The 19,151-nt window shown below is 66.9% G+C and carries 17 protein-coding genes; 14 read left to right on the top strand and 3 right to left on the bottom strand.

The window, feature by feature from the left end; genetic code table 11:
• Entirely contained in the window at positions 1-243 is a 243-nt protein-coding gene (locus N5C91_RS26695) for a DUF2790 domain-containing protein (protein ID WP_279833176.1), read from the bottom strand.
• 261 nt (positions 244-504) lie between these two features.
• On the opposite strand from N5C91_RS26695, the gene N5C91_RS26700 reads away from it, so the two are divergent.
• The 10 genes from N5C91_RS26700 to N5C91_RS26745 all read left to right on the top strand — a co-directional run bounded on the left by N5C91_RS26700 (position 505) and on the right by N5C91_RS26745 (position 12,443).
• Complete coding sequence (locus N5C91_RS26700; protein ID WP_279833177.1) at positions 505-1,464, top strand: GlxA family transcriptional regulator; 960 nt, start codon at positions 505-507, stop codon at positions 1,462-1,464.
• A gap of 153 nt (positions 1,465-1,617) precedes the next feature.
• Positions 1,618-3,189, top strand: coding sequence for an aldehyde dehydrogenase family protein (locus tag N5C91_RS26705; RefSeq protein WP_279833179.1), 1,572 nt, complete (start codon positions 1,618-1,620; stop codon positions 3,187-3,189).
• A 57-nt stretch (positions 3,190-3,246) separates the two neighbouring features.
• On the top strand, positions 3,247-4,572 hold the full coding sequence (locus tag N5C91_RS26710) for an acetyl ornithine aminotransferase family protein (RefSeq protein WP_279833182.1): 1,326 nt from the start codon (positions 3,247-3,249) through the stop codon (positions 4,570-4,572).
• Between the two features lie 32 nt (positions 4,573-4,604).
• Positions 4,605-5,387, top strand: coding sequence for an ABC transporter substrate-binding protein (locus tag N5C91_RS26715; RefSeq protein ID WP_279833185.1), 783 nt, complete (start codon positions 4,605-4,607; stop codon positions 5,385-5,387).
• Between the two features lie 112 nt (positions 5,388-5,499).
• Entirely contained in the window at positions 5,500-7,578 is a 2,079-nt protein-coding gene (locus N5C91_RS26720; protein ID WP_279833186.1) for an FAD-dependent oxidoreductase, read from the top strand.
• Positions 7,568-8,275, top strand: a complete 708-nt coding sequence (locus N5C91_RS26725; protein ID WP_279833188.1) for an ABC transporter permease subunit — start codon at positions 7,568-7,570, stop codon at positions 8,273-8,275. Before N5C91_RS26720 ends, N5C91_RS26725 begins: the two co-directional genes overlap by 11 nt.
• A gap of 11 nt (positions 8,276-8,286) precedes the next feature.
• The gene (locus tag N5C91_RS26730; RefSeq protein WP_279833259.1) at positions 8,287-8,985 is read left to right on the top strand and encodes an ABC transporter permease subunit; all 699 of its coding nucleotides are present in this window, start codon (positions 8,287-8,289) and stop codon (positions 8,983-8,985) included.
• An 18-nt stretch (positions 8,986-9,003) separates the two neighbouring features.
• Positions 9,004-9,801: an ATP-binding cassette domain-containing protein gene (locus N5C91_RS26735; RefSeq protein ID WP_279833190.1), complete on the top strand. Its 798-nt coding sequence runs from the start codon at positions 9,004-9,006 to the stop codon at positions 9,799-9,801.
• A gap of 72 nt (positions 9,802-9,873) precedes the next feature.
• Entirely contained in the window at positions 9,874-11,205 is a 1,332-nt protein-coding gene (locus N5C91_RS26740; RefSeq protein ID WP_279833191.1) for an aspartate aminotransferase family protein, read from the top strand.
• A gap of 26 nt (positions 11,206-11,231) precedes the next feature.
• The gene (locus N5C91_RS26745; protein ID WP_279833194.1) at positions 11,232-12,443 is read left to right on the top strand and encodes a P1 family peptidase; all 1,212 of its coding nucleotides are present in this window, start codon (positions 11,232-11,234) and stop codon (positions 12,441-12,443) included.
• 36 nt (positions 12,444-12,479) lie between these two features.
• On the opposite strand, the gene N5C91_RS26750 is transcribed toward N5C91_RS26745, so the two are convergent.
• Together N5C91_RS26750 and N5C91_RS26755 are read right to left on the bottom strand one after the other, a co-directional pair.
• Entirely contained in the window at positions 12,480-13,352 is an 873-nt protein-coding gene (locus tag N5C91_RS26750) for a MurR/RpiR family transcriptional regulator (RefSeq protein ID WP_279833196.1), read from the bottom strand.
• Between the two features lie 48 nt (positions 13,353-13,400).
• Positions 13,401-13,862: an Lrp/AsnC family transcriptional regulator gene (locus tag N5C91_RS26755; RefSeq protein ID WP_024762520.1), complete on the bottom strand. Its 462-nt coding sequence runs from the start codon at positions 13,860-13,862 to the stop codon at positions 13,401-13,403.
• A gap of 272 nt (positions 13,863-14,134) precedes the next feature.
• Here N5C91_RS26755 and N5C91_RS26760 point away from each other — a divergent pair, with 272 nt between their 5' ends.
• Genes N5C91_RS26760 through lpdA form a run of 4 tightly spaced genes read left to right on the top strand, consistent with a single transcriptional unit; the run spans position 14,135 to position 19,124 of the window.
• Positions 14,135-15,367 carry a 3-methyl-2-oxobutanoate dehydrogenase (2-methylpropanoyl-transferring) subunit alpha gene (locus tag N5C91_RS26760; RefSeq protein WP_279833198.1) on the top strand — a complete coding sequence of 411 codons (1,233 nt, stop codon included), beginning with the start codon at positions 14,135-14,137 and terminating at the stop codon, positions 15,365-15,367.
• Complete coding sequence (locus N5C91_RS26765) at positions 15,364-16,416, top strand: alpha-ketoacid dehydrogenase subunit beta (protein WP_279833199.1); 1,053 nt, start codon at positions 15,364-15,366, stop codon at positions 16,414-16,416. The genes N5C91_RS26760 and N5C91_RS26765 overlap by 4 nt, the downstream gene beginning before the upstream one ends.
• Complete coding sequence (locus tag N5C91_RS26770) at positions 16,417-17,700, top strand: dihydrolipoamide acetyltransferase family protein (RefSeq protein ID WP_279833200.1); 1,284 nt, start codon at positions 16,417-16,419, stop codon at positions 17,698-17,700.
• Positions 17,700-19,124 (top strand): dihydrolipoyl dehydrogenase, encoded by a 1,425-nt coding sequence (gene lpdA, locus N5C91_RS26775; RefSeq protein WP_279833202.1) that lies wholly within the window; start codon positions 17,700-17,702, stop codon positions 19,122-19,124. The genes N5C91_RS26770 and lpdA overlap by 1 nt, the downstream gene beginning before the upstream one ends.
• Positions 19,125-19,151 lie beyond the last annotated feature (27 nt).

The raw sequence follows: 19,151 nt of genomic DNA on the forward strand, positions 1-19,151 counted from the left end.
TCAGATGTCGCTGCAGCGCGGGGTCTGGCGCAGGTATTTGAGGGTGTGCTGCTGGCCCTGGGAGTCCAGGTAGACCATGGTGGCCTGGCTGACTTCGCAACGCTCGTTGGGCTGGCTGATGCTCAGCACCTTGGCCACGTCCAGCGGCATGCCGTAGTGGTAGACGGCCGCCTCATCGGCAAAGGCAGTGAAGGACAGCAGCAAGGCGGGAATGGCGAACAGCGCGCAAAGGGTGGATTTCATGGCAGGCACCTCGGGGATCACGCGGGTCGCGTCGATCGTGGCCCACAGCCATAAATCTAGCCGATGAGGCCCTGGCGACACAGAGCGACTTCGACAACGCATTTCTGCAGCTCACGCAACAATCACGCCGTGCAGGTTGCCCTTCACCGGTGATTGTCACGCCTGTAGTTGCCTGAATGGCAGGATTCGCTCCCACTGGCCGATTGCAGCCACGGCGATACGCCGCAAGAATGAACGCCATCGATCAGATCGGGAGGCGCCATGAAACGCGTGGCCATGCTGCTGTTCCCCGGCGTGCAGGCGCTGGACGTCTCCGGGCCGCTGGATGTGTTCGCCGAGGCCAATGCCTTTGTGCCTGCTGGCCAGGGTTATCAGGTGGTGACCCTCGCCGCGCAGCCCTTCCCCTTGCGCGCCTCCAACGGCCAGTTGCTGGGTGCGGATTCCAGCATCGACCAGGGTCCCGGCGCGGCCGATATCCTGCTGGTGCCAGGCGGCCCGACACTGCCTGAAGAGTTACCGCCAGCGCCGTTGCTCGACTGGCTACGCACGGCCTGCGCCCAGGCACCGCGCTACGGCTCGATCTGCACCGGCGCCTTCCTGCTTGGCCACGCCGGGCTGCTCGACGGCAAGCGCGTGACGACGCACTGGAGCGATGCCCGGCGACTGGCGGAGTTGTTCCCTCTGGCACAGGTCGAGCCGGATCGCATCCATGTCCGCGATGGCGCGCTGGTGACCTCGGCGGGCGTCACCGCCGGCATCGATCTTGCGCTGGCGCTGGTGGCGGAAGACCACGGCGCGGCGGTGGCGCTATCCGTTGCGAAGCGCCTGCTGGTGGTGGCGCAGCGTCAGGGCGGGCAATCGCAGTTCAGCCCCTTCCTGCAGGCCCCCGCCGATGAAACTTCACCCGTGGCACGCATCCAGCGCTACGTGCAGGAGCACCTGGAGCAGCCGCTGGGGGTCCCGCAATTGGCCGCCGAGGTGGCGATGAGCCCGCGCAGCTTCGCCCGCACCTTTGTCCGTGAGGCGGGAATAACGCCCGCCGAGTTTGTTCAGCGGGCCCGTATCGATGCCGCACGAGGTCTGCTCGAAGGCGGTGACCTGGCGCTGAAAGTGATCGCCTGGCGCTGCGGCTTCGGCAGCCCGGCACGGATGCGCCTGGTGTTCGTGCAGCGTCTGGGAGTGACGCCCAGCGAGTACCGCGAGCGCTTCCGCCGCGCCTGACCGCTCCACCTCCCGCACCCAGCCTCATCGCCCCCTGCCCGCCGCCGAATCATACAAATGATTCACTTGACTCACCAATGATTCAAGTGTTTCATCTGCATCGCAACGTCACCACCTGATCGCCGTACCGTCCGGTACGTGAGGACAATAACAATGAGCGACTTCAAGCTGACCTATTCGACCATGTACTCCCCACCCGCCGAGCTGCATGAGCGCTTCGAGCGGGCCCTGGCGGAAGTGAAGGCCGACCTGGGTCGCGACCATGGCCTGTTCATCGATGGCCAGGACGTTTTCGCCGCAGCGCCGCTGCAGAAGCACAGCCCGATCGACCAGCGCTGGTTGCTCGGACGCTTCCACGTCGCCGACCGCAGCCAGGTCGACGCCGCCCTTGCCGCTGCCCGCCGAGCCTTCCCCGCCTGGCGTGCCACCCCCTGGCAGCAACGCGTCGCGCTGATGCGCCGGGTAGCCCGGCTGATCGAGGAGCGCGTCTACCGCATCGCCGCCGCGGTCTGCCTGGAAACCGGCAAGAACCGCATGGAAGCCCTCGGCGAGGTGCAGGAAACCGCGGTGTTCTTCGATCACTACAGTGACCTGCTGGAGCAGCACCAGGGCTTCGACTTCACCCTGCCGAATGACCCGGTCAGCGGCTACACCAGCCGCAACCGCAGCATCCTCAAACCCTACGGCGCCTGGGTGGTGATCGCACCGTACAACTTCCCCTTCGCCCTGGCCGGCGGCCCCACCAGTGCGGCGCTGGTCACCGGCAATTGCGTGGTGCTCAAGGGCGCCAGCGAAACCCCCTGGGCCGGCCGCCTGCTCGCCGAGTGCCTGCGCGACGCGGGGATTCCCGATGGCGTGTTCAACTACCTGTGCGGCAGTGGCCGGCTCACCGGGCAGGCACTGGTGGATCACCATGACACCGCCGGGATCACTTTCACCGGCTCCTACGAGACCGGCATGAACATCGCCCGCGCGCAGTTGGCGCGCCCCTATCCGCGCCCCTGCATCGCTGAAATGGGTGGCAAGAATGCGGTGATCGTCAGCCGCCACGCCGACCTCGATCGCGCTGCCGTCGGCATCGTGCGCTCGGCCTACGGCCTGCAGGGGCAGAAATGTTCGGCGCTGTCGCGCATCTATGTCGAGGACGCGGTGGCCGACGAGCTGGTGCAGCGCTTGGTTGCCGAGATCGCCGCCATCCGCATCGGCGATCCGGCGGAGCGCGCCAACTGGATGGGCCCGGTAACCACCCCGGCCGCCTACGAGGATTACCGCCAGTACGCCGCCACGCTGCAGCAGCACGGCGCTCGCCTGCTGGCCGGCGGCGAGCAACTGCGCGGCGAAGGCTTCGCCAACGGCCTGTATTGCGCACCGACGCTGGCCGAGGCCCCACTGGATCATCCGCTGTGGCAGGTCGAGATGTTCCTGCCCATCGCCATGCTCGGCCGCGTCGCCAACCTCGAGCAGGCGATGCGCGAAGCCAACGACAGCCCCTACGGCCTGACGGCCGGCTTCTACGGCAGCGAGACGGAAGCCGACTGGTTCTTCGAACACATCGAAGCCGGCGTCACCTACGCCAATCGCCCACAGGGCGCCACCACCGGCGCCTGGCCCGGCTACCAGCCCTTCGGCGGCTGGAAGGGTTCGGGCAACACCGGCAAGGCCATCGCCTCGTTCTATTACCTGCCGCAGTACCTGCGCGAACAATCCCAGACCCGCGTCGACTGATGCCGCCCGGCGCCCAGCGAGGCGCCGCACCATCCCAACCGATTTCAGGAGTGCTCCATGTCCAGCCCGCACCTCATCACCGCCCTGCCCGGCCCCAAGGCCCAGGCCATGATCGAGCGCGACAGCGCCGTCGTCTCGCCGTCCTACCCGCGCGACTATCCCTTCGTCATGAGCCATGGCCGTGGCGCGGAAGTCTGGGACGTCGACGGCAATCGCTTCCTCGACTTCGCCGCCGGCATTGCCGTGTGCTCCACCGGCCATAGCCATCCGCAGGTGGTCGAGGCGGTGAAGAACGCCGCCGACAAGTTCCTGCACATCTCCTCGGACTACTGGCACGAGGAGCAGATCCGCCTGGCCGAAACCATCAACCGCCTGGCGCCGTTCGGCGAGCCAGCGATGACCTTCTTCTGCAACTCCGGCACCGAGGCCGTGGAAGGTGCGTTGAAGCTGGCACGCTACGTCACCGGCCGGCAGCGCTTCATCGGCTTCATCGGTGGCTTCCACGGTCGGACCATGGGCTCGCTGTCGTTCACCGCGAGCAAATACACCCAGCAGGCCGGCTTCTTCCCCGGCATGCCCGGCGTCACTCACATCCCCTACCCGAACAACCTGCGCCCGCTGCTGGCCGGCGTGGATCAGGGCGAGGCCGTGCTGAATTACCTGGAGAACGTGCTGTTCCAGAGCAATGTGCCGGCCCACGAAGTCGCCGCGATCCTCCTCGAGCCGATCCAGGGCGAAGGCGGCTACCTGCTGCCGCCGGAAGGTTTCCTCGCCGGCCTGCGCGCGTTGTGCGACCGCCACGGCATCCTGCTGATCGCCGACGAGGTGCAATCCGGCGCCGGGCGCACCGGCAAGATGTTCGCCTGCGAGCACTGGGGCCTGAAGCCGGACATCGTGACCATGGCCAAGGGCCTGGGCTCGGGCCTGCCGATCGGCCTGGTGGCGGCGAAGAGAACCCTGATGCAGCAATGGAAGCGCGGCGCCCACGGCAACACCTACGGCGGCAACCCGCTGTGCTGCGCAGCGGCCTCGGCGACCCTGGAGCTGATCGAGAACGGCTACATGCAGAACGCCGCCGCGATGGGCGAGTACCTGCTGCAAGGCCTGCGCGAATTGCAGCGGCGCTACCCGGAGCTGATCGCCGACGTGCGCGGCAAGGGCCTGATGATCGGCGTCGAACTGGTCACCGACAGCCACAGCCGCAAACCGGCCCGCGAATTCGCCGACCGCCTGCTGCACAACGCCTGGCGCCAGGGCCTGCTGCTGCTCACCTGCGGCGTCAGCACCCTGCGCCTGATGCCGCCATTGATGATCGACCGCGCCACCTGCGACGAAGCCCTGGCGCTGCTCGACGCCGCCATCGAACAAACCCTGGGCGCCTGAGCGCGCCCGTTCTGCCTACCGAGGAAGCAACGATGAAAAGATTGCACGGATTCATGGCACTCGCACTGAGCCTGGGGCTGCTGAGCGGCACGGCCCAGGCCAGACAATGGACGGAAATCCGCATGGCTACCGAGGGCGCCTACGCGCCCTTCAACGAGATGGGCCCGGACGGCAAGCCGAAGGGTTTCGACGTGGATGTCGGCAACGCGCTCTGCGCCCAGCTCAAGGCCCAGTGCGTGTGGAGCATCCAGGACTGGGACGGGATGATCCCGGCGCTGCTGGCCGGCAAGTTCGACGCCATCGTCGCGTCGATGACCATCACCCCCGAGCGCGAACAGAAGATCGCCTTCACCGACAAGTACTACAGCAGCAACGTGCAGATCATCGCCAAGGCCGGTGCGCCCTACGACGCCGCCAAGCCGCAGACGCTGAAAGGCGTGCGCCTGGGCGTGCAGCGCGAAACCACCCACGAGCGTTACGCCAAGGATGTGCTGGCCAAGGCCGGCGCCGAGATCGTCAGCTACCCGTCGCTGGAAGAGGCCTACATGGACCTGGGCAATGGCCGTCTCGACGCCACCCTGCAGGACACCATTCCCGGCCTCGAAGGCTTCATCAAGAAACCCCAGGGCCAGGGCTTCGCGCTGGTCGGCGAGCAGGTCAGCGACCCCGCCTACTTCGGCGCCGGCCAGGGCATCGGCCTGCGCAAGGAAGACCAGGAACTGCGCACGGCACTCGACCAGGCGCTGGCGGAAATCATCCGCAATGGCACTTACGAAAAACTGCGCAAGCAGTACTTCGACGTGCCAATCCTCTAACAGGAGCGCAGGTAGGGCGGATAACGCGTACCGCGCTATCCGCCCTGCGGCCTGAGCCCGAACGACAACAACAAGAAAGATCGGCCCGCTTGCCCGGCCGCAGGAGACTCGCGTGTCCCGTGATCCCCGTTACGACATTCTTTTCGAGCCGCAGCGCATCGGCCCGGTCATCGCGAAGAACCGTTTCTTCCAGGTGCCGCACTGCAATGGCATGGGCTGGACCCAGCCGCGCGGCCTCGCCGAGCTGCGCCGGGTCAAGGCCGAAGGCGGTTGGGGTGTGATCTGCAGCGAAGAGGTGGAGATCCATCCCACCAGCGATTGCTCGCCGTACCACGAGGGTCGGCTGTGGAGCGACCTCGACATCCCCGCGCTGGCCCTGATGGCCGACGCCGTGCACGAGTACGGCGCGCTGGCCGGCATCGAGATCATGCACCACGGCCCGTCCTGCGCGAACTACGACAGTCGTGAAGTGCCCATCGGCCCGTCGCACCGGCCGATCACCTACTACTCGCCGGTGCAGGCGCGGGCAATGAGCAAGAGCGACATCCGCGAGCTGCGCCAGTGGCACCGGCAGGCGGCGCTACGCGCCAAGCGCGCGGAGTTCGACCTGGTCTACGTCTACGCCTCCCACGACCTCGGCCTGCCGATGCACTTCCTGCAACGGCGCAAGAACGACCGCAGCGACGAATACGGCGGCAGCCTGGAAAACCGCGTGCGCCTGCTGCGCGAACTGATCGAGGACACCAGGGATGCGGTCGGCGATCGCTGCGCCGTGGCCGTGCGCCTGGGCGTGGAGGAACTGCTCGGCCCGGACGGTATCGTCAGCGCCGAGGAAGGCCACGACATCATCGCCATGCTCGCCGAGCTGCCCGACCTGTGGGACGTCAATGTCAGCGCCTGGAGCAACGACAGCGTCACCTCGCGCTTCAAGAAAGAGGGCTACCAGGAAGAACACACCGCCTTCGTCAAATCCCTGACCAGCAAGCCGGTGGTGGGCGTGGGCCGCTTCACCTCGCCGGACACCATGGTCAGCCAGATTCGCCGTGGCGTGATGGACTTCATCGGCGCAGCGCGGCCGTCGATTGCCGACCCGTTCCTGCCGAACAAGATCGAACGCGGCGACATCGACGACATCCGCGAATGCATCGGCTGCAACATCTGCGTCTCCAGCGACTACAGCAGCAGCAACCTGCGCTGCACGCAGAACCCGACCATGGGCGAGGAATGGCGCCGTGGCTGGCACCCGGAGAAGATCCCCGCGCGCGGCTCGGACAACACCCTGCTGGTGGTCGGCGCCGGCCCGGCCGGGCTGGAAGCGGCCCTGGCCGCCGCACGCCGCGGCTATGAAGTGCACCTGGCGGAAGCCACCGCCGAACTCGGCGGCCGCGTGACCCGCGAAGCCGCCCTGCCCGGCCTGCGCGAATGGGCGCGGGTACGCGACTGGCGCGTAGGCCAGCTGCAACCGATGGTCAACGTCAGCCTTTACCTGGACAGCCCGCTGAGCGCCGCGGACATCCGCGATTTCGGCGCCGGCCACGTGGCCATCGCCACCGGCTCGCGCTGGCGTCATGACGGCGTCGGCCGCGCCAACGGCTGGGCGGTGCCGGGCTTCGAAGCTGGCCGGGTATTCAGCCCCGACGACCTGATGGCCGGGCAGCGCCCGCAAGGTCCGGTAGTGATCTTCGACGACGACCACTACTACATGGCCAACGTGCTCGCCGAGCGCTGCGTCGAATGGGGCCTGGCGGTGACCCTGGTGACGCCCGCCGTGCAGGTCGCCAGCTGGAGCAGCAATACCCTGGAGTCCACTGCCATCCTGCGCCGCCTGCTGGAGCTGGGCGTGACCATCGTGCGCCATCACAACGTCGCCGGTTACGACGGCGAAAGCGTCGAGCTGGTCTGCGAGATCACCGGGCAGCACCAGCGTATTGCCTGTCGCGGGCTGGTCAGCGTGACCGCGCGGCTGCCGCAGGACGCGCTGTTCCTCGAACTGCAGGCCGCACCTGACGCCCTGCGCGAGGCCGGCATCCAGACCTTGCAGCTGATCGGCGACGGCCTGGCGCCGGCGACCATCGCGGCGGCGGTCTACCAGGGCCACAAGTACGCACGCTACCTGGACAGCGACGAGTCGCCCTACGACTACCGCCGCGAACTTCCGCTGATCGCACGGAGCGCAAGCCATGCCGACTGAATCGGGCGACCTGCTGTACGGCTACGCCGACAGCATCCTGCACGGGACGCTGATCACCCTGCAGGTCGGCCTCGGCTCCCTGGCGGTGGCCGTGGCGCTCGGCCTGCTGGTGGCCGCCGGGCGACTGTCGCGCGGACGGCTGCTGGCCTGGACGGCGACTGCCTTCACCACGCTGATGCGCAGCGGGCCGGACTTCGTCTGGCTGCTGTTCCTCTACTACGGCGGGCAGACCGCGCTGAACCTGATCACCCAGCACTACGGCATGCCACAGGTGGAGATCAACTCCTTCGTCGCCAGCGTCATCGTGCTCGGGGTGATCTATTCGGCGTACCTGGCGGAGACCTTCCGCGGCGCCTTCCTGGCCGTCGACAAAGGCCAGGCGGAATCCGCCCAGGCCTATGGCTTCAGCCGCCTGCAGACGTTCTTCCACATCGTCTTCCCGCAGATGATGCGCTTCGCCCTGCCGGGTATCGGCAACAACTGGCTGGTGATGCTCAAGGCCACGGCGATCACCTCGATGGTCAGCCTCAACGAGCTGATCTTCCTCTCCCGCGCCGCCGGCAAGGCCACCGGCCACAGTCTCGAACTGCTGCTGGTGGCCGCGCTCATCTACCTGTTGCTGAGCACCGTGTCGGTTCTCGCGCTGCGTCTGCTGGCCGCGCGTTATGCCGCCGGCAGCAAGGAGATCACCCTGTGAACTGGCAACTGGTGCTGGATAACCTGCAACTCTTCCTGTTCAGCGACGGCGGCCGTACAACCGGCCTGCTGCTGACCGTGCAACTGTTCGCTGTCGCCCTGGCATTCGGCCTGGCGCTGGCGATTCCATTGTCGCTGTTGCGCGCCTCGAGCAACCCGTGGCTGCGCACGCCGGTCTGGCTGTTCACCTATGTGATGCGTGGCACGCCGCTGCTGGTGCAGATCTACATCGTCTACTTCGGCCTCGCCGAGATCGGCTGGATCCGCCACAGCTGGGCCTGGCAGTACCTGCGCGAAGCCTACATCTGCGCCTGGCTGGCGCTGGGCCTGAACACCGCCGCCTACACCATCGAGATCCTCGCCGGCTGCATCCTCAAGACTTTCCACGGCGAGATCGAGGCAGCTCGGGCGATGGGCATGTCGCGCTGGGCGCAGATGGTCCACATCGTGCTGCCGGGCGCGATGCGCCGGGCGATTCCGGCCTACAGCAACGAGGTGATCCTGACCCTGCACTCCACCGCGCTGGCCTCCAGCATCACCCTGCTCGACCTGGCCGGCGTCAGCCGTTCGATCAGCATGCGCTACGCCTCGCCCTACGAGGCCTACATCGCCGCGCTGATCCTCTACGCGCTGTTCACCAGCCTGATCTTCCTGATCTTCCGTTTCGCCGAACGCCGCTGGCTCGCCTACCTGCGTCCGCGCGCCGCCTGACATTTCCGGAGCCCCGACATGCCAACCCTGCAGGTCAACGACATCCACAAACGCTACGGCGACCACGAAGTGCTCAAGGGCGTTTCGCTGGTGGCCAACCCCGGTGACGTGATCACCCTGATCGGCTCCAGCGGATCGGGCAAGAGCACCTTCCTGCGCTGCCTGAACCTGCTGGAGCGCCCCAACGCCGGCGAAATCATCTGGGATGGCCAGCCGCTGGCGATGAAGCGCCAGCGCGACGGCAGCCTGCACGCCAGCGACAGTCGCCAGCTGCAACGCCTGCGCACGCAGCTGGCGATGGTGTTCCAGAACTTCAACCTGTGGGCCCACCTCAGCGTGCTGGACAACGTCATCGCCGCGCCGATGCGCGTCCAGGGCCTGTCCCGCGCCCAGGCCACCGAGAAGGCACTGAGCTGCCTGCGCAAGGTACACATGGACCCGGAGCGTTTCGCCCGCAGCTACCCCGCGCAACTCTCCGGCGGCCAGCAGCAACGCGTCGCCATCGCCCGCGCCCTGGCGGTGGACCCGGAAATGATCCTGCTCGACGAACCCACCTCGGCGCTGGACCCGGAGCTGGTCGGCGAAGTGCTCGGAGTCATCAAGGGCCTGGCCAGCGAAGGCCGCACGATGATCATGGTCACCCATGAAATGGGCTTCGCCCGCGATGTCTCCAGCGAAGTGATCTACCTGCACCAGGGCCGCATCGAGGAACAGGGCCCGCCTTCGCGGCTGTTCCAGACGCCGCGCAGCGAACGGTTGAAAACCTTCCTCAGCGGCGCCCTGCAACGCGGCAGCAGCAGTTTGGCCTGCGCCTGAAAATGAAACACTTGATTCATATGAAACACTCTTGAATCAAGCGCAAATCCTGCACGGACAAGGACATTACGCATGACGCACATCTTCCATCGCACCCCCGCACAGCCCTTGCAGGTCGCCCTGCGCGGCGAAGGCTGCTACCTGTTCGACGCCCACGGCCGGCGTTATTTCGATGGCTCCGGCGGCGCCGCCGTGTCCTGCCTGGGGCATGGCCATCCGGCAGTGATCGCCGCGCTCCGCGAGCAGATGGACAAGCTCGAGTACGCCCACACCAGCTTCTTCACCAGCGAGCCAGCCGAGCGCCTGGCGAGCCTGCTGGCCAGCCAGAGCCCCGCCGAACTGGGCAACGTCTACTTCCTCTCCGGCGGTTCCGAGGCCATGGAAGCGGCGCTGAAGATGGCTCGCCAGTTCCACGTCGAGAACGGCGAAGCGCAGCGGGTACATTTCGTTTCACGGCGGCAGAGTTACCACGGCAACACCCTCGGCGCCCTGGCCATTGGCGGCAACCTGCCGCGGCGCAAGCTCTACGAGCCGATGCTGATGCCCACCACCCAGGTTTCCCCGTGCTACCCGTTCCGCTACCGCCTGCACGGCGAAAGCGACGCTGACTACGTCGCCCGCCTGGTCGCGGAACTGGAGCAGCACCTGCTGGAACTCGGCCCGCACACGGTCGCTGCCTTCGTCGCCGAAACCGTGGTCGGCGCCACCTCCGGCGCGCTGGAACCGCTGCCCGGCTACCTCAAGGGCATGCGCGAGGTGTGCGACCGCCACGGCGTGCTGCTGATCCTCGACGAAGTCATGTGCGGCATCGGCCGTACCGGCCATTACCACGCGTTCAGCGTCGAAGGCGTGGTGCCCGACCTGCTCACCCTGGCCAAGGGCCTGGGCGGCGGTTATCAGCCAATTGGCGCCGTGCTCGCCAGCGACCGCGTGGTGAGCACCATCACCCGTGGCAGCGGCAGTTTCCAGCACGGCCACACCTACATCGGCCATCCACTGGCTTGTGCCGCGGCCCTGGCGGTGCAGCGGGAAATCATCGAGCAGAACCTCTGCGCCCAGGTGCGCCAGCGTGGCGAATTCCTCCGTGGGCAGTTGCAGGAGCGCTTCGCCAATCACCCGCACGTCGGCGAGATACGCGGGCGCGGGCTGTTCCAGGCGATCGAACTGGTGCGCGAGCGCGACAGCGCCGAGCCCTTCCCTGCCAGCCAGCGCCTGCACGCGCGGATCAAGCAGGCGGCGCAATCGCGCGGGCTGATCTGCTACCCGTCCGGCGGCACCATCGACGGCGTCAACGGCGACCACGTCCTACTCGCACCGCCCTTCATCAGCAGCGAGGAGCAGTTGCACGACGCCGTGGCCGTGCTCGCCGGTGCGCTCGACGAAAGTCTTTCCAGCCTCACCTGACCCACAACAACAAGACGAGGACAATCATGAAAGCTGTCATCACTCCCCTCGCGGTACTTGCTGCCGGCATGCTGCTGAGCCTGGGCGCCCAGGCCGACGCTCCGCGCGCCCGCGACCTGGGCGTGCCGTTCGAGGGCACGCCCGGCAAGCTCAACGCCATCACCGATATTGCCGGCGTGGAAGTCGGCCAGGTCACCCTGATCAGTGGCGAAGGCGCGCTGCAGGTCGGCAAGGGGCCGGTGCGCACCGGTGTCACCATGGTCCTGCCGCGCGGCCGCGACTCGGTGAAGCCGGTCAACGCCGGCTTCTTCAATCTCAACGGCAACGGCGAGATGACCGGCCAGTCCTACCTGCAGGACTTCGGCCTGTCCTACGGGCCCATCGGCATCTCCAACACCAATGCCATCGGCCCGCTGTACGCGGGCATCACCCAGTGGTCCGCGCAGAAGAACGGCAGCGCGATCTGGCCGGTGGTGGCGGAAACCTGGGACGGTTACCTGAATGACCTGGAAGGTTTGCACGTCACCCCGCAGCACGCGGTGAAGGCCATCGAGGCGGCGCGCTCGGGCGCGGTTGCCGAAGGCAATGTCGGCGGTGGCACCGGGATGATCTGCTTCGGCTTCAAGGGCGGCATCGGCACCGCCTCGCGGGTCGTCACGGTCGACGGCAAGGACTACACCGTGGGTGTGCTGGTGCAATGCAACACCGGCCTGCGCGAGACCCTGCGGGTGGCCGGTACGCCGGTCGGCCATGAGCTGGCGCAGAAATGGCTGGGCTGCTACCGCCCCGAGCTCGCCGCCAAGGACAAGACGCCGCGTTGCCAGACATCCGGCGAAGGCGGCAAGCCGAGCAAGGACCAGGGCTCGATCATCATCGTGGTCGGCACCGACGCACCGCTCTCACCGACACAGCTCAATCGCGTCGCGCGCCGCGCCTCCATGGGCCTGGCGCGCCTGGGCTCGTTCGCCGGCAACCAGTCGGGGGACATCATCGTCTCGTTTTCCACCACTGGTGCGGCCAATGACCCCGAGGAAGAAAAGCCGGCGAACACCGTGCTGTTCCCCAACGGCCTGATCGACCCGTTGTTCCAGGCCACGGTCGAGGCGACCGAGGAGTCCATCACCAACGCGCTGGTCGCCGCCCGCGACATGACCGGCATCGATGGCTACCAGGTGTATGCCCTGCCGCACGACGCGCTGAAGTCGATCCTCGGCAAGTACAACCGCCTCGCCAGGTAACCCTTCCGCCAGCGCCCTCGCGGCGCTGGCTTCTCCTCACGCCTTGTCGATATAGACCTGGAAGCTCTTGAGCTGCGCCTCGCTGTTGGCGATCTCGCGCAGGCTGTCTTCGTTGCTGTTGGCCACCAGCAGGCCCGCCAGGGTCTGCGACACCGCCAGCGCCGGCACCACCGAGGGGAACAGCGACGGCGTCGAATTGCGCACCACGACCAGCACGTCGGACGGCGCGGCGATGGGCGATACCGGGCTGTCGGTGATCGCCACCACCTGCGCACCGCGTTCGCGGGAGAACTGCACCGCGCGCAACGCATCCTGGGCATAGGGGTGGTAGCTGAAGGCGACCAGCGCGTCGTCCGGGCCGATGCGCCGCAGCTCATCGGCGAAGGAACCGCCGATACCGCTGAGCAGCGTGGTGTTGTTGAGGAACATGCCGCACACGTAGCTGAAGTAATACGCCGCCGGGAACAGACTGCGCAGGCCGACCACGTAGATGTGCTTGGCATGGGTCAGCAGGGCGTGAGCGGCGAGAATCTGCTCGTGGCGCTCGGCGCTGAAGGTCTCCTCCAGGTTGCCCAGTTCGGTGTGCAGCATCTCGGCGATCAGGCCGGTGTTCTGGTCATCGTGGGAGCGCTTGCGCAGCGCGTCGGCACGCCGCGAGAACGGCGAGTCGCGCTCGGTCAGCCAGCCGCGATAGATCTGCCGGAAATCCTCGTAGCTGTCGAAGCCCAGCTGCCGCGCCAGGCGCAGCATAGAGGCCGGCTGCAGCTTGGCCTTGGCGGCGACGGTGCGCATCGACTCCAGTGCGATCTCGTTGGGGTGATCGAGGGCGAAGCGCGCGGCACGCTGCAGGGTCGGCGAAAGGCTCGGGAAACTGCTCTCGATATGCTTGTCGATCTGGGGCTTGTCCATCGAACTTTCCGTCTGTTCGCGAGGGGGCAACTTTACCATGCGGGCCACTCAGATCGGCGGTGCCGAACGCAGCATCACCGACTTCAATGCGAACGCCGACTTGATCCCCGCCACGCCGGGAATCTGCGTCAGGGTGTTGGTCAGGAACAGCTGATAGGCCGACAGGTCCTTCACCACCACCCGCAGCATGTAGTCGGCGTCGCCGGTCATCTGGAAGCAGCTCATCACCTGCGGCGCCTGGACGATGCGTTCTTCGAACCGGGCAAGGTAGTCGCCGGTCTGTTTCTCCAGGGACACCGAGACGAACACGCTCATGCCGCCGGACAGGCGCTCCTCGTCGAGGCGGGCGAAATAGCCCTGGATGTAGTGCTCCTCCTCCAGGCGGCGGACCCGGCGCAGCGTCGGGGTCAGTGACAGGCCGATGTTCTGCGCCAGATCGCGCCAGGACAGGCGGCCATCGTCGGCCAGGGCGCGGAGGATCTTCAGGTCGGTGCGGTCGAGATCAGCCATTTTCTGTCGTACTACTCAGTGCTGTTTTTATAGTGCAAACACACTAATCCGTAAGCTCTGAGCTAGTCAATTTGGAGCAAAAAACCAATCGGTCACACCTATACTGAAACCACAACTACAACAACCGAGGACCTCACCATGAGTGATGTCACCACCCGCCTCGCGACCCGGCGCGGCACCCGCACCGTAGCCTTACCCGGCCGGGTGCGCCCGCCAGGCATGGCCTCTTCCGTCTGCTGATCCACACCCACGATCACAACTGGAGACCCGCCATGACCGACTACGCCCCACTCCGCCTGCATGTCCCCGAACCCACCGGACGCCCAGGCTGCAAGACCGACTTCTCCTACCTGCATCTCTCGCCCGCCGGCGAGGTACGCAAGCCCGCCATCGACGTCGAACCGGCGCAGACCACCGACCTGGCCTTCAGCCTGGTGCGCGTGCTCGATGAAGACGGCAACGCCGTCGGCCCCTGGGCCCCGGAGCTGAGCCACGAGCAGTTGCTGCGCGGCATGCGCCTGATGCTCAAGACGCGCATCTTCGATGCGCGCATGCTCACCGCCCAGCGCCAGAAGAAGATGTCCTTCTACATGCAGTGCCTGGGCGAAGAGGCCATCGCCACCGCCCACACCATGGCCCTACGCGACGGCGACATGACCTTCCCGACCTACCGTCAGCAAGGCATCCTGATCACCCGCGACTACCCGCTCAAGGACATGATCTGCCAGCTGCTCTCCAACGAGCAGGACCCGCTCAAGGGCCGCCAGCTGCCGATCATGTACTCCAGCCGGGAGAAGGGCTTCTTCTCGATTTCCGGCAACCTAGCCACCCAGTTCATCCAGGCCGTCGGCTGGGGCATGGCCTCGGCAATCAAGGGCGACACCAAGATCTCGTCCGCCTGGATCGGCGATGGCGCCACCGCCGAATCCGACTTCCACACCGCCCTCACCTTCGCCCACGTCTACCGCGCGCCGGTGATCCTCAACGTGGTCAACAACCAGTGGGCGATCTCCACCTTCCAGGCCATCGCCGGCGGTGAAGGCACCACCTTCGCCAACCGTGGCGTGGGTTGCGGCATCGCTTCGCTGCGGGTGGACGGCAACGACTTCCTCGCGGTCTACGCCGCCTCGCAATGGGCCGCCGAGCGCGCCCGGCGTGGCCATGGCCCGAGCCTGATCGAATGGGTCACTTATCGCGCCGGCCCGCACTCCACCTCGGACGATCCGTCCAAGTACCGCCCCGCCGACGACTGGACCAACTTCCCCCTCGGCGACCCCATCGCCCGCCTGAAGCAGCACCTGGTCGGCCTCGGCATCTGGTCCGACGAGCAGCACGAAGCGCTGAAGAAGGAACTGGAAACCGAAGTGATCGCCGCGCAGAAAGAGGCCGAGCGCCACGGCTCCCTGGTCGACGGCCACGTGTTCAGCGCCGCCAACCTGTTCGACGACGTCTACAAGGACCTGCCGGAACACCTGCGCCGGCAGCGCCAGGAGCTTGGGGTATGAATGCCATGAACCCGCAACACGAGAACGCCCAGGCCGTCACCAGCATGACCATGATCCAGGCGCTGCGCTCGGCGATGGATGTGATGCTGGAGCGCGACGACAACGTCGTGGTATTCGGCCAGGACGTCGGCTACTTCGGCGGCGTGTTCCGCTGCACCGAGGGCCTGCAGAAGAAGTACGGCACCTCGCGGGTGTTCGATGCGCCGATCTCCGAGAGCGGCATCATCGGCGCCGCCGTCGGCATGGGTGCCTACGGCCTGCGCCCGGTGGTGGAAATCCAGTTCGCCGACTACGTCTACCCAGCCACCGACCAGCTGGTTTCGGAAGCTGCGCGCATCCGCTACCGCTCGGTGAACGACTTCACCGTGCCCATGGTGGTGCGCATGCCCTGCGGCGGCGGCATCTACGGCGGGCAGACGCACAGCCAGAGCCCGGAGGCGATGTTCACCCAGGTCTGCGGCCTGCGTACCGTCATGCCGTCCAACCCGTACGACGCCAAGGGCCTGCTGATCGCCTGCATCGAGAACGATGACCCGGTGATCTTCCTCGAACCCAAGCGCCTGTATAACGGCCCGTTCGACGGCCACCATGACCGCCCGGTAACGCCCTGGTCCAAGCACCCGGCCAGCCAGGTGCCGGAGGGCTACTACAGCGTGCCGCTGGACAAGGCCGCCATCGCCCGCCCCGGCTCCGAGCTGACCGTGCTGAGCTATGGCACCACCGTCTACGTGGCCCAGACCGCCGCCGAGGAAACCGGCATCGACGCCGAGATCATCGACCTGCGCAGTCTCTGGCCGCTGGACCTGGACACCATCGTCGAGTCGGTGAAGAAGACCGGCCGCTGCGTCATCGTCCACGAAGCCACGCGCACCTGCGGCTACGGCGCCGAGCTGATGTCGCTGGTGCAGGAGAACTGCTTCCACCACCTCGAAGCCCCGATTGCCCGCGTCACCGGTTGGGACACGCCCTACCCGCACGCCCAGGAATGGGACTACTTCCCCGGCCCCGCACGCGTCGGCGCGGCCTTCAAGCGCGCCATGGAGGTCTGAATGGGCACTCACGTCATCAAGATGCCGGACATCGGCGAAGGCATTGCCGAGGTCGAGCTGGTGGAGTGGCATGTCCAGGTCGGCGAAGAGGTCCATGAGGACCAGTTGCTGGCGGAGGTCATGACCGACAAGGCCACTGTGGAAATTCCCTCGCCGGTGGCCGGGAAGATTCTCGCCCTGGGCGGCGTACCGGGCCAGGTGATGGCCGTGGGCGGCGAGCTGATCCGCCTGGAAGTGGAAGGCCACGGCAACCACAAGGAAGCCGCGCAGCCCAAGCCGCAGGAAGAAGCAGCGATCCCGCCGGTGACCAAGCCTGAACCGGTAGCAGAAGCACCCAAGCCGGCACCGCGCGTCGAGAACAAACCTGTCGCCCCGGCCGCACGGCCCGCTCCCTCTCCGGCGCCGCGCCGCGCACCGGGCGAGAAGCCACTGGCTTCGCCGGCCGTGCGCCAGCGTGCCCGCGACCTGGGCGTGGAACTGCAGTTCGTCCAGGGCAGCGGCCCGGCCGGGCGCATCCTCCGGGAAGACCTGGAACACTTCCTCGAACACGGCGGCGCGACCGTTGCCTCCGGCTACGCCGCGCGCCATGACGAGCACCAGATCCCGGTAATCGGCCTGCGCCGCAAGATCGCGCAGAAGATGGCCGAGGCCAAGCGGCGCATCCCGCACTTCAGCTACGTCGAGGAGATCGACGTTACCGACCTGGAAGCCCTGCGCGTCCACCTCAACACCAAGCACAGCGCAGCGCGCGGCAAGCTCACCCTGCTGCCCTTCATCGCCCGCGCCATGGTCGTCGCCCTGCGCGACTTCCCGCAGCTCAATGCGCGCTATGACGACGATGCCGACGTGATCACCCGCTACGGCGCGGTGCACCTGGGCGTCGCCACCCAGAGCGACAACGGCCTGATGGTACCGGTGCTGCGCAACGCCGAATCCCGCGACCTGTGGGGAAACTCCGCGGAAGTCGCGCGCCTCGCCGAAGCGGCACGGCATGGCAAGGCCAGCCGCGAGGAACTGTCCGGCTCGACCATCACCCTGAGCAGCCTCGGCGCGCTCGGCGGGATCGTCAGCACGCCGGTGATCAACTATCCGGAAGTGGCCATCGTCGGGGTCAACCGCATGGTCGAGCGGCCCATGGTGATCAACGGACAGATCATCGTGCGCAAGATGATGAACCTGTCCTCCTCCTTCGATCACCGGGTGGTCGACGGCATGGATGCAGCGGCCTTCATCCAGGCCGTGCGCGCCCTGCTCGAACATCCCGCCACCCTGTTCATCGACTGATGAGTGGAGCCAGAGACGTGAAACAGAACCAGACTCTCGAAACCACCCTGCTGGTGATCGGTGGCGGCCCCGGCGGCTATGTCGCGGCGATCCGCGCCGGCCAACTGGGCATCCGCACCGTGCTGGTGGAAGGCGCCGCGCTCGGCGGCACCTGCCTGAATATCGGCTGCATCCCGTCCAAGGCGCTGATCCACGCCGCCGAGGAATACCTCAAGGCCCGCGAATTCGCCGGCAAGTCGCCGCTGGGCATCAGCGTGCAGGCGCCGAGCATCGACATCCAGCGCACCGTGGAATGGAAGGACGGCATCGTCGACCGCCTGACCACCGGCGTCGCCGCACTGCTGAAGAAGCATGGAGTCACCGTGGTCAACGGCTGGGCCAGAATCGTCGACGGCAAGACCGTCGAGGTCGACCTCAGCGAAGGCGGCGTGCAGCACATCCACACCGAACACCTGCTGCTGGCGGCGGGTTCGAAATCCGTCGAGCTGCCCTTCCTGCCGGTGGGTGGCAATGTGATTTCCTCCACCGAAGCGCTGGCGCCCAAGGCGTTGCCCAAGCGCCTGGCTGTGGTTGGCGGCGGCTATATCGGCCTGGAACTGGGCACCGCTTACCGCAAGCTGGGCGTCGAGGTCACGGTGGTGGAAGCGCAGCCGCGCATCCTGCCGACCTACGACGAGGAGCTGACCAAGCCGGTGGCCACCGCCCTGCGCAAGCTCGGCATCGAGCTGTACCTGGGCCACAGCGTCATGGGCCTGGAGCCGGACGGCAAAGGCCTGCGCGTGCAGGATGGCGCCGGCTCGCAACGGGTGATCGAGACTGACCAGGTGCTGGTCGCCGTCGGCCGCCACCCCAACACCGCCGGCTGGAACCTCGACACCCTGCGCCTGGACATGAACGGCCGCGCCGTGCGCATCGACGAGCAGTGCCGCACCTCCATGCGCGACGTCTGGGCCATCGGCGACCTCGCCGGCGAACCGATGCTGGCCCACCGCGCCATGGCCCAGGGCGAGATGGTCGCCGAGATCATCGCCGGCAAGCGCCGCGCCTTTACCCCCACGGCAATCCCGGCGGTGTGCTTCACCGATCCGGAAGTGGTAGTGGTCGGCCTGTCGCCCGAGCAGGCCCAGGCCGCTGGCTACGAGGTGCTGACCGCGAACTTCCCGTTCGCCGCCAACGGCCGCGCCATGACCCTGGAGTCCAGCGACGGCTTTGTCCGCGTGGTGGCGCGCCAGGACAACCACCTGATCCTCGGCTGGCAGGCGGTGGGCAAGGCGGTCTCCGAGCTGTCCACGGCGTTCGTGCAGTCCCTGGAAATGGGCGCCTGCCTGGAAGACATCGCCGGCACCATCCACGCCCACCCCACCCTCGGCGAAGCAGTGCAGGAAGCCGCACTGCGCGCGCTGGGGCATGCCTTGCACGTCTGAAGCCGCGCTCTCCAGGCTTCCCCTCTG

This window comes from Pseudomonas sp. GD03903, from assembly GCF_029840045.1.
Lineage (GTDB): Bacteria > Pseudomonadota > Gammaproteobacteria > Pseudomonadales > Pseudomonadaceae > Pseudomonas > Pseudomonas pseudonitroreducens.